At 59.0% G+C, this 13,953-nt stretch carries 13 protein-coding genes; 4 read left to right on the forward strand and 9 right to left on the reverse strand.

What is annotated here, in order from left to right; translation table 11 throughout:
• Window positions 1–47: 47 nt before the first annotated feature.
• On the reverse strand, window positions 48–1,277 hold the full coding sequence (locus KGB29_RS10875) for a hypothetical protein (protein ID WP_154946950.1): 1,230 nt from the start codon (window positions 1,275–1,277) through the stop codon (window positions 48–50).
• A gap of 35 nt (window positions 1,278–1,312) precedes the next feature.
• Entirely contained in the window at window positions 1,313–1,762 is a 450-nt protein-coding gene (locus tag KGB29_RS10880; RefSeq protein WP_008015986.1) for a YcgN family cysteine cluster protein, read from the reverse strand.
• 164 nt (window positions 1,763–1,926) lie between these two features.
• Here KGB29_RS10880 and KGB29_RS10885 point away from each other — a divergent pair, with 164 nt between their 5' ends.
• Window positions 1,927–2,520 (forward strand): nitroreductase family protein, encoded by a 594-nt coding sequence (locus tag KGB29_RS10885; RefSeq protein WP_154860806.1) that lies wholly within the window; start codon window positions 1,927–1,929, stop codon window positions 2,518–2,520.
• Between the two features lie 124 nt (window positions 2,521–2,644).
• Here the strand turns inward: KGB29_RS10885 and KGB29_RS10890 are convergent, their stop codons facing one another.
• The 5 genes from KGB29_RS10890 to KGB29_RS10910 all read right to left on the reverse strand — a co-directional run bounded on the left by KGB29_RS10890 (window position 2,645) and on the right by KGB29_RS10910 (window position 8,575).
• Window positions 2,645–3,577 carry a D-2-hydroxyacid dehydrogenase gene (locus KGB29_RS10890; RefSeq protein WP_154946951.1) on the reverse strand — a complete coding sequence of 311 codons (933 nt, stop codon included), beginning with the start codon at window positions 3,575–3,577 and terminating at the stop codon, window positions 2,645–2,647.
• A gap of 119 nt (window positions 3,578–3,696) precedes the next feature.
• The gene (locus KGB29_RS10895) at window positions 3,697–3,990 is read right to left on the reverse strand and encodes a YcgL domain-containing protein (protein ID WP_057716006.1); all 294 of its coding nucleotides are present in this window, start codon (window positions 3,988–3,990) and stop codon (window positions 3,697–3,699) included.
• The gene (gene rnd / locus KGB29_RS10900) at window positions 3,987–5,120 is read right to left on the reverse strand and encodes a ribonuclease D (RefSeq protein WP_090453691.1); all 1,134 of its coding nucleotides are present in this window, start codon (window positions 5,118–5,120) and stop codon (window positions 3,987–3,989) included. The genes KGB29_RS10895 and rnd overlap by 4 nt, the downstream gene beginning before the upstream one ends.
• A 232-nt stretch (window positions 5,121–5,352) precedes the next feature.
• Window positions 5,353–7,002 (reverse strand): phosphoethanolamine transferase, encoded by a 1,650-nt coding sequence (locus KGB29_RS10905; RefSeq protein WP_150815306.1) that lies wholly within the window; start codon window positions 7,000–7,002, stop codon window positions 5,353–5,355.
• Window positions 7,003–7,192: 190 nt separating this feature from the next.
• Entirely contained in the window at window positions 7,193–8,575 is a 1,383-nt protein-coding gene (locus tag KGB29_RS10910; RefSeq protein ID WP_154947932.1) for a glutamine synthetase family protein, read from the reverse strand.
• 498 nt (window positions 8,576–9,073) lie between these two features.
• On the opposite strand from KGB29_RS10910, the gene KGB29_RS10915 reads away from it, so the two are divergent.
• From KGB29_RS10915 to KGB29_RS10925, 3 genes are all read left to right on the forward strand, one after another.
• Complete coding sequence (locus tag KGB29_RS10915; RefSeq protein WP_090453687.1) at window positions 9,074–10,258, forward strand: cyanate transporter; 1,185 nt, start codon at window positions 9,074–9,076, stop codon at window positions 10,256–10,258.
• A 13-nt stretch (window positions 10,259–10,271) separates the two neighbouring features.
• On the forward strand, window positions 10,272–11,189 hold the full coding sequence (locus KGB29_RS10920; protein ID WP_150815307.1) for a DMT family transporter: 918 nt from the start codon (window positions 10,272–10,274) through the stop codon (window positions 11,187–11,189).
• Between the two features lie 113 nt (window positions 11,190–11,302).
• Window positions 11,303–12,241, forward strand: coding sequence for a LysR family transcriptional regulator (locus tag KGB29_RS10925; protein ID WP_150815308.1), 939 nt, complete (start codon window positions 11,303–11,305; stop codon window positions 12,239–12,241).
• Between the two features lie 3 nt (window positions 12,242–12,244).
• On the opposite strand, the gene KGB29_RS10930 is transcribed toward KGB29_RS10925, so the two are convergent.
• Window positions 12,245–12,610: a 5-carboxymethyl-2-hydroxymuconate Delta-isomerase gene (locus tag KGB29_RS10930; protein ID WP_090453683.1), complete on the reverse strand. Its 366-nt coding sequence runs from the start codon at window positions 12,608–12,610 to the stop codon at window positions 12,245–12,247.
• A 58-nt stretch (window positions 12,611–12,668) separates the two neighbouring features.
• A complete protein-coding gene (locus KGB29_RS10935; protein WP_150815309.1) occupies window positions 12,669–13,595 on the reverse strand; it encodes a LysR substrate-binding domain-containing protein in 927 nt (308 codons plus the stop codon).
• Window positions 13,596–13,953 lie beyond the last annotated feature (358 nt).

Below are 13,953 nucleotides of genomic sequence, written 5' to 3' on the forward strand. Positions count from 1 at the left end.
ACGACACAGATCAAATGTGGGAGCGGGCTTGCTCGCGAATGGCGGTGTTACTGAATCAACTCGGTACTGAGCACTTTTGAAGAACCACCGATCACGCTCTCGCTGAGCTGAACAAACGCCTTGGTATCGATATCCCCCTCCCGCATCGCCCCGCGCAACACGTCGTCCAGCGAACGTTTGTTATGGGTTTTCAGGCGAATTTCGCGATCCAGTTCCTGCAGCAACACCACTGCCCTGGCCACCTGCGCCGGGTTGATCCGCTCACCGCGCAGCGTGGTGACTTTCTGGCTGATACTGACCAGCTTGCCGTGCAGGCTCTCGTAGCGTTCATCGCTCATGCCCCCGGCCCGGCGCACCAGTTCGATAGCGTAATACTCGGCAAAGCCTTCACTGATCCAGTTACTGCGCTGCGTGCCGTTGATTCGCCCGAACATCTGGGCCAACTCACGGACCAGGGCACTGGTGCCGCTTTCGCTGACCAACGGCAGGCGACTGTTGAGATAGATCGACTCGTGCGCCGACTGGCTGCCGCGCCACATTGGATCATTGGCCCCGACGATCAGCAGTTTGCCCGGGTGTCGCGGATACAGCGCCTGCACTTGCGGCCAGACGAAGGTCAGCAGCGTCAGCACATCCATACGGCGCATGCCCTGCCCCAGCGGCGAGGCGACTGTGACTTCGGTCTCGCCCAGACGAGTGCGGCGACTGCCGAGCTCACCAGCGAGCATCCAGCCGGTAGGCCGGTCGAACAGTCGGGAAGGGTTATCGATACGGAATTTATTCGGGCCGATTCGTGGCCAAGCGGTTTCAACGCTTTTCCAGCCACCGGGCAGCTCGAACTCAAGACGTGAAACCAGTTCGATGCCGTCCTGTTGATCGAGTCTGGCAGCCGGCACCAGATTGTCGCCGCGCATCAACGCCCAGCCTGGCGTCATGCGCGTGTCGAAGCTGCCGCTCTTGCGCCCGTGGCTGATACTCACGCGGTAGGTCAGGCTGGCCTTGTCCGCAGCCGGACGCCAGACACCGCGCGCCGCTTTGCCGGGGGTCAGTTGCCATTGGCCGTCAGCCTTGAAATCGCTGTAGTGGCTGCCGTCGCCAAGGTCGAAATCCAGGCTGCGTACCGCCGAGCCCTGGGCGAGCGTCAGGCGCACTTCGGCCTGATCGCTCTGCGGCAACAGGCGCACGTGGTAATCCAGATTGACCTTGTTCGCAGCCCATGCCGGCGAATTCACGGCCAGTAATCCAAGGATCCACGCCTGCCGCCATCCCACAGCCATACACACTCCTTCGTGAAACGTTGAACCTCAGGCAATCAGCCTGCGCGGAAAATCAGATGATCTTCCCAATCATCTTCCGGCACGCTGCCTTCGGCGAGCATGCGCCCGGACTGGGAAATCCGCTCGTGATGAACGGCATCGCGATCACCGCACACCAGGTGATGCCACAACGGCAGGTCCTTGCCTTCGCTGACCAGGCGATAGCCGCAGGTCGGTGGCAGCCATTTGAATTCGTCGGCCTTGCCCGGCGTGAGCTGGATACAGTCCGGCACCGAGTCACGGCGATTGGGATAGTCCGTGCACTGGCAGGTTTTCAGGTCCAGCAACTTGCAGGCGATGCGCGTGTAATAGACGCTGTTGTCGTCTTCGTCTTCAAGCTTTTGCAGGCAGCACAATCCACAACCGTCGCACAGCGACTCCCATTCCTCCTGATCGAGTTGATCAAGGGTCTTGCGTATCCAGAACGGTTCTACTTTGGCGGCCATGGTTCGAGCATCGACATCAGGTGGTGAAAAGGCCGCCAGTCTAGTGCCCGAAGCCCCTTGGGCCAAGCATTGGCGACTGTCGGTAGAACGGGCTTGTCAGTTTTTGCGCTGCCAAGTAGGGTTTTGCGTCGTTCCCACCTTCAAACGTAGCAAGGAATCTCTTGATGAGTGCCAACCCACGCGTTGCCGATTACGCCATTCACCCTCAGTTCACCGATCGCTGGTCGCCCCGCGCCTTTACCGGCGAAACGATCCCAGAGGAAACCCTGCTGAGCTTTTTCGAAGCCGCCCGCTGGGCACCCTCGGCCTATAACTCGCAGCCCTGGCGCTTCCTCTACGCACGTCGCGACACGCCGAACTGGGAGCGTTACCTGGGCCTGTTGAACGAATTCAACCGCAGCTGGGCGCAACATGCTTCGGCCCTGGTGATCGTGATTTCGAAAACCACCTTCGTTGCGCCTGGCGCAGCCGAAGAAACCCCGGCCCTGTGGCACACCTTCGACACCGGCTCCGCCTGGGGTCACCTGGCCTTGCAGGCGAGCCTGAGCGGCTGGCACACCCACGGCATGGCCGGCTTCGACCAGGAGCTGACCCGCAAGACACTGAACATTCCTGAAGGCTACGCCCTGCACGCCGCCGTCGCGGTGGGCAAGCTGGGGGACAAGGCGAGCCTGGCGGATTATCTGCAAGCCCGTGAAGAACCCAGCCCGCGTCGTCCATTGAGCGAGTTGGCGGCTGAAGGTGACTTCACCCTCTAAGCCACACTGCAAAACCAATGTGGGAGCGGGCTTGCTCGCGAAGAGGCCGTGTCAGACAAAGATATGTTGAATGACACAACGCATTCGCGAGCAAGCCCGCTCCCACATTTTTGATTGCGGCGAATCAATACCCGCGATCGAAATCCACTTCCCCGCGCAACGCCTCTCCCGCCTCATAAGCTCGCAGGTTCTCGACAAACAGCTTCACCATCATCGAAGGCGAAGTCGGTGCCGAGCTGTGGCCGGTCAGCAGCAGGCCCCAGGCCGTCCAGAACGGATGACGCTGGGGCAAGGGTTCCTGACGGCACACATCGATCACTGCACCCGCCAGATGCCCTTCCTTCAAGGCATCCACCAGATCCGCATCGACCACCGCCACTCCGCGTCCGGCGTTGATGAACAACCCGGTCGGCTTGAATTGCTTGAACAGCGTCGCGTCGTAGACATCGTGGGTGTCCGGCGTGTTCGGCAGCAGATTGACCACGTAATCGACTTCACCGACCAGCCGCGGCAAATCCGCCATCGAACCAACTTCGATAAACGGTGCCTGCTCCCGTGCGCTGCTGGCAACGCCATACAGTTCGACGCCAAACGGGACGAGGAACTGCGCGACACTTTGACCGATATCACCGGTGCCGACGATCAACACCCTGCGCCCCGCCAGGCTCTGGACCTGGCGACTGTCCCACTTGCGTTCGACCTGGCTGACCAGTCGCGCCAGCACTTCACGCTCGTGACCGAGCATGTACGTGAGCACGTACTCGGCCATGACCTGGCCAAAGATTCCGACTGCTCGGGTCAGCCGATAGTGCCGCGGCAAGCCATCGGCCAGCAGCGGCGTGATGCCGGCCCAGGTCGATTGCAGCCATTGCGGTTGATGGCCCTGGCGTAACAGGGTCGCCAGCAAATCAGGCTGGCCGAGCCACACCGGGCAATCGGCGGCCTGGCTGGCCAGTTCGGCGGAATCACCGCTGGTCAGCACCTCCAGGTCCGGTGCCGCCTCGCGCAACAGTTGGGCGTACACGGGGTGGTCGTGTTCAGCAATCAGGACGCGCATGCTTCAAACCTTTCAAAAACAGTGCAGACGGCCGCCGACAGAGCAGTGCTCCGTCGATGCTGCCATCGCTAAAATCAATCAGTGTTTCATAACCACTCTGAACAGAGTCTGTCTGCCGCTCACATCGGATCGTTGCGACGCAACAATTCTTCCGGCAAGTGCTCGATGTACTCGTCTTCGGCAGGCGGCATTTGCAGGTGATAACCCTGTTTCTCGAGGTTTTCCAGCACGACCGTGATGTCCTCGCGCGACAGTTTGCGCTCGGGGCTCAGCACCAGGTCGAACGCGTGGATGGCCTTGCCGAAGGCTGCCATCAGGGTATCCGGTACGCGCTCCAGAGCATCGCTCTTGAGCACATACAGGTACATTTCGTTTCTTTTCGAGCTGCGGTAGATGGAGCAAATACGTTTCAAGGCTGTTCTCCGGCGGTGGCCAGGCTGTCGAGCAGCGCCTGGCCCATCAATTCGCGGCGCCAGCCACGCAGCGAATCAGGCAATTGGTAGGGACCATTGGGGAAGCCGCTCTTGAGCAGCGCCTCCAGGGTTTTCTTGCGCAGCATCAGTTCCGGCGCGATGTTCAGGCGCTCGGCTTCGGCCTGACCTATGGCCTTCATTTGTTTGAGCAGCGCAGCAGCATCCACCGGCAACGGCTCCGGCACGGCTGGCGGCCACTGATCAGGCGACACACTGCCAGAGCGCTTGATCAGATCAAGCAGAAACTCGCCGTCCTGACGCACGGTACGTGGGTGCATGTCTTCGATTTTCGCCAGCGCGCCGAGGTTATCCGGTTGCGTACGCGCCAGTGGCCACAACGAATGCTCGCGGATGATCCGGTTGCGCGGCAGGTCGCGGGCCCGGGCTTCCTTTTCACGCCAGGCGCAGAGCTCACGCAAAACGGCAAGTTGGGCGCGAGACAGCTTCCAGGCCAGCTTGGCATCGCGATAGACCTCGTACGGATCGATCTCGCGGCGCAGGTTGGCCACCAGTTCGGCGCCATCTTCCAGGACCCAGGCGTATTTCTCGTCGGAAAGCTTTGGACGCAGTTTTACGAAAACTTCAGCCAAATGCACGGCATCTTCGGCGGCATAGCTGATCTGGGTTTCGGAAAGCGGGCGTTGCAGCCAGTCGGAACGGGTTTCCCCCTTGGGCAGGTCGATGCCGAGCACTTCCTGCACCAGCCGCGAATAGCCCATGGAAAAACCAAGGTTCAGATAAGCGGCAGCCAGTTGCGTATCGAACAGCGGCGCCGGCAGGCTGCCGGTCAGGCGTAGCAGGACTTCGAGGTCTTCGCTGCACGCGTGGACAACTTTGACCACCGCAGGGTTTTCCAGCAAAGCGGCCAATGGCTGCCAGTTGTCGATGGTCAGCGGGTCGATCAGATAGGCGCGAACGCCATCACCGATCTGCAGCAGGCCGGCGATTGGGTAGAAGGTGTCGACCCGCATGAATTCGGTGTCGAGGGCAACGAATGGCAACTGTTGCCACTCGGCACACAACCGTCCGAGGCTATCGTTGTCGCGAATCCAGTGAATATCGATGGCCACACGGCTCTCCCTTGAAGAATGGCGCGCAGTATATATCGCCCCCGGCGATTTCCGCGCATCCACTGAACAAGAGCATTAGCGAAAATTACTGCGCGACATAAAGAATAGTCCTACAAAGCCGAACTAGCCGGTCTTACCCAGCACCTGGAACCGTCGCGAGAATCACCGTATTCGGCCAACACCTGTCAAAAGCCAGGTCGACGGCCGCTGCGTGAAACAGAGTCAGAGGCGATCATTCCTTGGCCAACACGCCGTCTGTCACTGGACGACGACATCCGGCAAACATGTCCAGATCCTGGTGGTAGACCTTGCTGTCGACCTCCAGCAGCCCAAGCATCGAATGGAACAGGTTGTCCTGGCTGAGGGACTTTTCACGGCTCTGTTGCAAGCAGCGGGTATCTAGCGCAAACGACTTTTTATAGCTGTCGGAGAACCAGGCAAACATGGCGACATGCTTTTGCTGCTCCGGTGCCAGCATGTAGGGCGTGCCGTGGAGGAACAAGTTGTATTCACCCAGGGACTCGCCGTGGTCCGACAGATACAGCATCGCGGTATCCACTTTGTCCTGGTTGCTGCGCAGCAGATCGATCAAGGTCGACAGTACATGGTCGGTATAGACCAGGGTGTTGTCGTAGCCATTGACGATACTTTCGCGACTGCAATTGTTCAGGGCATTACTCTCGCAAACCGGGGTGAAGCGCTCGAACTCTTTCGGATAACGCTTGAAGTACTCAGGACCGTGGCTGCCCATCTGGTGCAATACCAATACCGTGTCCTTGTCCAGGGTATCGATGAAATGCTGCAGCCCTTGCAGCAGGATTTCATCGCGGCATTCACTGTTGGCGCACAGCGCCGGGTCCTTCAGGTTGCTGACGTCCTGAAGGGTGACGCGATCGCACGTACCTTTGCAGCCTGACTGGTTGTCACGCCAGATCACGTCGATACCCGCATGCTTGAGCACGTCCAACAGGCCTTCTTCGTTCTTTGCCTTGCTGGCGTTGTAGTCCTTGCGCCCCATGTTGGAGAACATGCAAGGCACCGATACGGCGGTTTCAGTACCGCAGGAGTGCACATCGGTGAAAGCGATCAGGCCGTCTTCCTTACTCAGCTTGGGAGTGGTGTCGCGGCTATAGCCAAGAATGCCGAAGTTCTCCGCCCGGGCACTTTCACCCACGACAAGTACCGTCAGGGATTTGCGCCCGTGAGTTTGCCAGGCTGGATTGCGCCGGGCATCTTCACCGAGCTTCACAAAAGGTTGATGTGCAGACGCAACCTGCTCGCGCAAGAAGCCAGCCGAGGCACCAATGTAGTTACTTGGCACCACCATCAGGCGTAACTCGTGGTGATTGCGAAACAACGAAGACAGGCCTTGATAGTTAACCAGTGCAACTCCACCAATGACTGCTGCCGAGGCAAAAGTCACCACAACTTTACTGAGCAGTTCACGGTGCCAACGACGATAATTAATCGGTGTCTTCCACAACAGCCAGGACGGCAAAACGCCGAGCAGTAAAATATAAACAAACAACTTGAGCGACAGCAAGTCACGCACTTCCGTTGCATTGGTCTCGGCGAAGTTACGCAGCATGCCGGTATCGATCAAAACACCATACTGGCTCATGAAATAAACCACGCCCGCGCTGGTCATGAACAGCAGGGTCAGGAGCGGCTTGAGCACCGGCCGGAATGCCAGCAGGGTCAGCACAATGTTGAAGGCCGCGAAGATCATCACCCCGAAGGCCGCGCGCATGACGATGCCTTTGCCATCGGATGCGGTGATTTCGAACAGGTGCTGCCAGAGTACAAAATTGAAGCCAACTAACAAAAGTGCACTGGCAATCAGTGTCACCCATTCGGGGCGCACGGCTTTAATATTAAGCATGATATTTGGCGGATCCTGAAAATAAGTGTCTACGGCAAATGTGAAAATTTCATTTACCGAGACAGCTCTAATTTTAGGAAGCCAACAATCAATTTTTTGTGAAAAATAAGCCAACAATTAGTTGGCTTATTAAGTCCGCCTGAAACTTTCAGACTATTTGAGAATGGTTCAGCCCCGATTCAGATTCGACTCAGGCCTGATGCAAATACCAGCGCCAGTCCTGCTCACCGACCTCCCCCATGAATTGACGATACTCAGCGCGTTTCACCGCCAGGTAGACGCCGAGGAATTCACCGCCGAAGGCTTGCCTGGCCCAACTCGAACCTTCCAGTGATCGCAAGGTGGTCAGCCAGTCTGTCGGCAACAGTTTCGTGGCCTGGGCGTAGCCATTGCCTTCCACCGGCGCACCAGGATCGAGTTGTTCGCGGATACCGCGATGAATACCGGCCAGAATCGCCGCAGCCGCCAGATAGGGGTTGGCATCTGCGCCACAGATTCGATGCTCGATGTGCCGGGAATACGCAGGCCCACCAGGTACGCGCAGGCTCACGGTGCGATTGTCCACGCCCCAGGTGGCCGCCAGGGGCGCATAGCTGTTGGCCTGGAATCGACGGTAGGAGTTGGCGTTGGGGCAGAACAGCAACAGCGAATCGAGCAAGGTACTGAGCATGCCGGCGACGGCCTGCTTGAGCAGCGGCGTTCCATCCGCAGCTTCGCTGGCGAAGAGGTTGTTGCCGTCCTTGTCCGCCAGGCTCACGTGCATGTGCATCCCGGTGCCGGCAAGGTCATCGAAAGGCTTGGCCATGAAACAGGCTGTCATACCGTGCTTGTGCGCCACGCCTTTGACCAGACGCTTGTAGCGCACCGCTTCATCCATCGCCTGTAGTGCGTCGGTGCGGTGTTCGAGGGTGATCTCCACTTGCCCCGGCGCGTATTCGGAAATGGCCGTGCGCGCCGGAATCCCCTGAAGTTTGCAGGCACTGTAGAGATCGGCCAGGAACGGCTCGATCTGTTCAAGCTCGCGTAAACCATAGACCTGGGTGCCGTACGGACGCCCGCCATCGACATCCCGTGCCGGTTGCGGCCGGCCATTGCTGTCGCGTTGCTGATCCAGCAGGTAGAACTCCAATTCCGCCGCCATGACCGGGTAATAACCGTCTGCCTGCAAACCCTCGATGACCTTCGCCAGCAAATGACGGGGATCGGCAATAGTGGCGGGCATTCCCTCCGTTGGGTGCATGCTGACCTGCACGGCCGCGGTCGGTATCAGACGCCACGGCATACGCGTGAGGCTGCCGCTGATCGGGTAGGCCCGGCAGTCGATATCACCGACATCCCAGACCAGCCCGGAGTTTTCCACGTCATCACCGTTGATGGTCAGGCCGAGGATGGTGCTTGGCAATGGTCGCCCGCTTTCATACACCGCCAACAACTCGTCACGATGCAGCAACTTGCCCCGCGGCACACCGTTGTTGTCGAGGATGAACAGCTCGAACATTTCAATATCCGGGTTCTGCTCCAGAAAGGTCAGGGCTTCTTGCCGGGTGGCAAACGAGGTCGTGGCACAACTCATGGGAACTCTCTTTTTCCGTGTCAGACGGGTACGCAAAAGCACCCGCACTTTAATCCCGCCATCAAGCGGAACAGGTAGGAACAATCAACGGAAAAAGCAGGAATCCGGCGGGCGCGCATGGCGGCAATGCCACAGCGCCCAAAAAGCCAGTTCAGAAGGAAGTGCAGAGAGGTTTGGCGCGGTGGCAGGCGTGAATCGACGACCAAGGCTCGACGCTCGAACGCCGTTGGATGCCTTGCAGTGGATTGCGACTGGCCAACCGTCCATAGAGAGAACCGCAGAAAACAGATGACCCGCAGCGTCACACGATGGCTTAAGTCGTTAAATCAGGATTTGAAGAACCTTGGATGTCGTCTGGCTAAACATTTGGCGGTTTTGTGCTGCCCTCTGTGGGGAGAAGGCCTGTATTTGATTTCTAAATACCACCCCGGACTTTCTGATTTGCGCCCTTCGGGCCTCGCGCGCCTTAATCGCCCGCCTATTCATCAAGGTCCGATCATGGAAAACACCCGAGCCACTTCCCGCCCTGCCCTATGGCTCATGTTCAGCATTGTCCTGGTTGCCCTGAACCTGCGCCCTTCCATGGCCGCTGTCGGGCCGCTGCTCTCAGCGATTCGCGACGACATTGCGCTGAGCTTCAGCCAGGCTTCACTGCTGACAATGTTGCCGGTGACGGCCATGGGGCTGGCGATGTTTGTCGGCCTGCGCGTCAGTCAGCGATTCGGCGATCAACGCACGGTAGTCTTCTCATTGTTGATCATCGGCGTGGCCACGCTTTCGCGGTTGTTCCTTGATTCAGCCGCGCAGTTGCTCCTCAGCGCGGTGCTGGCCGGTGTCGGGATCGCCCTGATCCAGGCCCTGATGCCAGCGTTGATCAAATCCCGCTTCAGCGACCACGTTGCGCTGTGCATGGGGCTCTACGTCACATCGATCATGGGCGGTGCGGCCATGGGGGCTTCCTTTGCGCCGCTGGTGATGGAGCGTACCGGCAGCTGGCGTATGGGCCTGGCGATCTGGGCCGTTCTCGCTGTGCTGGCATTGCTCTTCTGGCGCAGCCAAAGCGCGGGGATGCCAACACTGGACTCGAGGGCATCCGGCAAAGGTTCGTACTTTGCCAATTCCCGCGCGTGGTTACTCGCGATTTTCTTTGGCCTGGGCACTGCGTCCTACACCTGTGTTCTGGCCTGGCTGGCGCCTTACTACGTGGAAAAGGGCTGGAGCGAGCAACACGCCGGATTGTTGCTCGGTTTTTTGACCGCCATGGAAGTGCTGTCGGGTCTGTTGACGCCCGTCATCGCCAACCGCAGCCGCGACCGCCGCGTCGTGCTGATGGTATTGCTGACACTGATCATCGCCGGTTTCTGCGGACTGATTCTGAGCCCACGGCATTTGAGCCTGCTGTGGCCATGCCTGCTGGGGCTGGGCATTGGCGGCCTGTTCCCGATGAGCCTGATCGTATCGCTGGATCATCTGGACAATCCATTGCGTGCTGGCGGCCTGACCGCATTCGTGCAAGGCATCGGCTACTTGATCGCCGGCCTGTCGCCGCTGCTGGCGGGGATCATCCGCGACCAGCTCGGCAGCTTTGAATGGGCCTGGTGGTCGCTCACGGCGGTCATGGCACTGATGATGCTGATGGTTTTGCGCTTCAACCCAAGGCACTACGCCCGCCACATCCATTGACCCGGAGCCTGCCATGAAAACCACCGTTTTCGCCGTCGCTCACGCCAGCATGCTGCTTTGGGCCTTGTTGATCGCCGCATCGTTTTCCGCGGCGGCGCAAGTCAGCCAGGCCATCGACCCGATCCTGCTGACGGGTTTACGCCTGCTGTTTTGCGCTTTGGTGTTTCTGCCGTTGTTGCTGCTCAAAGGCGATGCCGTCATGACCGCCCGCGCACTGTTTGGTCACGCGGTGCTCGGCCTGCTGCTGGCGCTGTACTTCGGTTCGCTGTTCGAAGCGTTGCGCTACACCTCGGCCGTCAACACCGGGACGATGTTCACGCTGGTGCCACTGATGACCCTGGGTTTCGAAGCCGTGCTCACACCTGACAGCCGTCTGAAACAACGGATTATGCCGATGCTGCTCGCCGCTGCCGGGGCGGTGTTGTTGATCATGAAAGGCACCGGCCCCGGCGAGTTGCCATCGCCCTATGCATTAACGGTGTACGGCATCGGTTGCTTGGCGATGGCGCTCTACGCCCCCCTCAGCCAGCGCCTGAAAGCCAATAGCCTCAAGGGACGCGGACCGGTGTCCATGACGTTCTGGAACATGCTGTTCGGTGCGCTGTTTCTGCTGGTGTTCTGTGGATTGAGTGGCGGTTGGCGTTCGGCATCATTACTGACGCTCAACGACTTCTATTGGCTAATGTACCTGGCAGTGTTCGCCACCCTGGCGACGTTCTGGCTGCTGCACCGGGCCATCGGCGTGATCGCGCCGTCCTCGGTGATTTCCTACATCTACCTGAGCACGCTGTTCATCACCTTGTTCCACTGGCTATGGGGACACCAGACGCCGCTGCCGCTGGAAATGACCGGCGCGGTGCTGGTGGGCCTCGGCATGTTCGCGCTATTGATGTCCAGCCGCCGCGCCGTGTCGGCGATGGTCCAGGGCTGACACGGCCTTGGGCGAAACGTCCTGCAAGGCATTCTCCCTGCTCGCCCATTCCGCTAGGATAATTCACCACCCTTGCACACGGTCAGCGCAAGGGACGCAGCGAGATGGAATGGATGCTGAACAGTAATTCGCTTAGAAAGCTCGACATGCAGGACCTCATGGTGTTCGTCGCCGTGTATGAGCAGAACAGCGTCACCGACGTATCCGAGACGCTTTGCGTCAGCCAGTCCACCGTGAGTTACTGCCTGAAAAAATTGCGCGCCAGTTTTGAGGACGAACTGTTCATCAATACTCGCACCGGCGGCATGCAGCCCACCGGCAAGGCCAGCGCGATGTACCCTCACGTGCTGAAAATCCTCGAAAGCATCAACCTGTGTCACGCCGGCTTACCCACGTTCGACCCAGGCCTGCAACCCGTGACCTTCAACATCTGCGCCCCGGAATATTTCGAGCAACTGATCCTGCCGCGCTTGTTGAAAACCTTCGACCTCGCCGATCTTCCGGTGATGGTCAATGTGTTCAAACTCCAGGCCGATATCCCTGCCCAAGCGTTGCGCGAAGGCAGCCTCGACCTGGTGATGTGCTTCGGCCCGAACTTTCATCGCAGTCACGTCGATTTCAAATCGCAGACGCTGCTCGAAGATGACCTGGTGTGTGTTTTCGACAAACGCGCCACGCCGGCAGAACCACGCTTGAGCCTGCAAACCTATGTCGAACGTCGACACGTGTTCCCGACACCCTGGACGTCCGCCACCAACATGGTCGACGGCTGGCTAGCGCAGCAGGCTCAACAGCGCCAGATCGTCGCACGCGCCAACAGCTACAGCGCAGCGTTGAAGCTGATTACCGGCACCGACTATGCCCTGACCCTGCCCCGACGCATTCAGCGACTGCTGGCCAGTGCAGACACCTTCAATCACTGTGAAGCGCCCGAAGGCTTGCCGGGTTTTACCCTCGACATGCAGTGGGACCAGGGTGTCGATCAGGACAGCGCCAACACCTGGCTGCGAGCGCAGGTGATCCAGGCCTGTGTCGAGCAGGAAACGGCCTGAAACTCAGTTGCTGATGGCGGTCTTGCTGTAGGAATCGCGATCGATGTCGAGAATTTCCACGCACAACTGGACTTCAACGCCGCTCGGCCACTCACACACGTCCTGCACCACCGCCAGCAGGCTTTCAGACAGCTGTTTCTTGATCTGTGCGGAACGACCACTCAACAGTGCCAGCTTCACATGCACGAACGCCCGTTCAGCCAATGCAGTACCGACCTTGAACGCCTCGACCCTGATCGCGCGGCTCTTGATGTCGAATTCGGCAGCAAACTGACCGGAAGCCACCAGCGTATTGTTCAACCGCATCAATGCCACTTCGGCATTCAGATCAGTCAGGTTGGCGGTGTATTCCATGTGCAGGTGAGGCATGAGTGGGTTCCTGTAAGTGGGGTGGAAAGGTCGTACATATAACACAGCGCCACCCTGTTCATTCGGGCAGCGGCAATACGGCACGCTCACTCATGAACGCCTCCAGGCGCGATCGTAACCAGCGCTCGGCAGGGTCGCTATCGACATGGCTGAGCCAGACCATGGATAGATCCAGGGTCGGTGTCTTGAAGGGAAAGGGTTCCTTGAACAGCATTCCCGATGCAGCCATCGCCTCAGCGGTGTAGTCCGGCAGGCTGGCAATCAGGTCGGTGCCGGCAAGCAGGGCCGGTAATGCACTGTACTGCGGCACCGAAAGCACCACCTGGCGTGTGCGACCGATATCCGCCAGCCACTCGTCGGCATAGCCACTGACGTTGGCGGTATGGGACACCAGCACGTGCGGTCGCGCGCAATATTCATCGAGGGTCAGCGGTGTATCAGAGGCATCGGCGCGCAAAATGCTGGGCTGGATGTGTCGCAACAACTTGCGCTTGGCATTGGCCGGCAAGCCACGGGTCTGGCTGATACCCACCGTGATATCGCCGGCTGCCAGCAAGTCGGGAATCCGCCAGTAATCGACATGCTGCACCACAAACACCACGTTGGGCGCTTCCTGGCGCAGCGCTCGCAGCAATGGCGGTAACAGCCCGAACTCGACATCGTCGGACAACCCGATGCGGAACGACATCGTGCTGCTGGCCGGGTCAAAATCATGGGTCAGGCTCAAGGCCACGGACAAGGAATCCAGCGCCGGCGACAGGTGCCTGATGATCTCCTCGGCCCGTGCCGTCGGCTCCATGCGATGGCCAACGCGTATGAACAGCGGATCATTGAACATCGCACGCAAGCGGTTGAGCGCCGAACTGATGGTCGGCTGACCGAGAAACAGCTTCTCCGCCACCCGAGTGACATTGCGTTCGAGCATCAGCGTTTCGAATACCACCATCAGGTTGATATCCGCCTTGCGAAGTTCATTGCGATTCATCCACTGCCCCGATCCCAAAAATCTGCTGACAGTTTAGGTAGCTGGTGCGACTGCCGTCTATCCAACACAGGTCCAACAGCCCAACGCGAGTCAGGTTTATGTGATTTTTTTTACAATGACCTTGTAGGAGCGAGCCTGCTCGCGAAAAACTTCTGGACACCCGGCGGCATCAGACAGCCAGTGTCATCGTTAAAGACCATCGCGAGCGGGCTCGCTCCTACAGGGACGCCAAAAACAAAACCCCTACCTGCATACGCAGATAGGGGTTTCGGAATTTAATCTTGACGATGACCTACTCTCACATGGGGAAACCCCACACTACCATCGGCGATGCATCGTTTCACTGCTGAGTTCGGGA

Source organism: Pseudomonas sp. BF-B-30, from assembly GCF_019956305.1.
GTDB lineage: Bacteria > Pseudomonadota > Gammaproteobacteria > Pseudomonadales > Pseudomonadaceae > Aquipseudomonas > Aquipseudomonas jessenii.

What these genes read in the sequence shown, in the direction of transcription:
- KGB29_RS10875 (WP_154946950.1), bottom strand. Translation starts at nt 1,277, where the DNA reads ATGGCTGTGGGATGGCGGCAGGCGTGGATCCTTGGATTACTGGCCGTG.
- KGB29_RS10880 (WP_008015986.1), bottom strand. Translation starts at nt 1,762, where the DNA reads ATGGCCGCCAAAGTAGAACCGTTCTGGATACGCAAGACCCTTGATCAA.
- KGB29_RS10885 (WP_154860806.1), top strand. Translation starts at nt 1,927, where the DNA reads ATGAGTGCCAACCCACGCGTTGCCGATTACGCCATTCACCCTCAGTTC.
- KGB29_RS10890 (WP_154946951.1), bottom strand. Translation starts at nt 3,577, where the DNA reads ATGCGCGTCCTGATTGCTGAACACGACCACCCCGTGTACGCCCAACTG.
- KGB29_RS10905 (WP_150815306.1), bottom strand. Translation starts at nt 7,002, where the DNA reads ATGCTTAATATTAAAGCCGTGCGCCCCGAATGGGTGACACTGATTGCC.
- KGB29_RS10910 (WP_154947932.1), bottom strand. Translation starts at nt 8,575, where the DNA reads ATGAGTTGTGCCACGACCTCGTTTGCCACCCGGCAAGAAGCCCTGACC.
- KGB29_RS10915 (WP_090453687.1), top strand. Translation starts at nt 9,074, where the DNA reads ATGGAAAACACCCGAGCCACTTCCCGCCCTGCCCTATGGCTCATGTTC.
- KGB29_RS10920 (WP_150815307.1), top strand. Translation starts at nt 10,272, where the DNA reads ATGAAAACCACCGTTTTCGCCGTCGCTCACGCCAGCATGCTGCTTTGG.
- KGB29_RS10925 (WP_150815308.1), top strand. Translation starts at nt 11,303, where the DNA reads ATGCTGAACAGTAATTCGCTTAGAAAGCTCGACATGCAGGACCTCATG.
- KGB29_RS10930 (WP_090453683.1), bottom strand. Translation starts at nt 12,610, where the DNA reads ATGCCTCACCTGCACATGGAATACACCGCCAACCTGACTGATCTGAAT.
- KGB29_RS10935 (WP_150815309.1), bottom strand. Translation starts at nt 13,595, where the DNA reads ATGAATCGCAATGAACTTCGCAAGGCGGATATCAACCTGATGGTGGTA.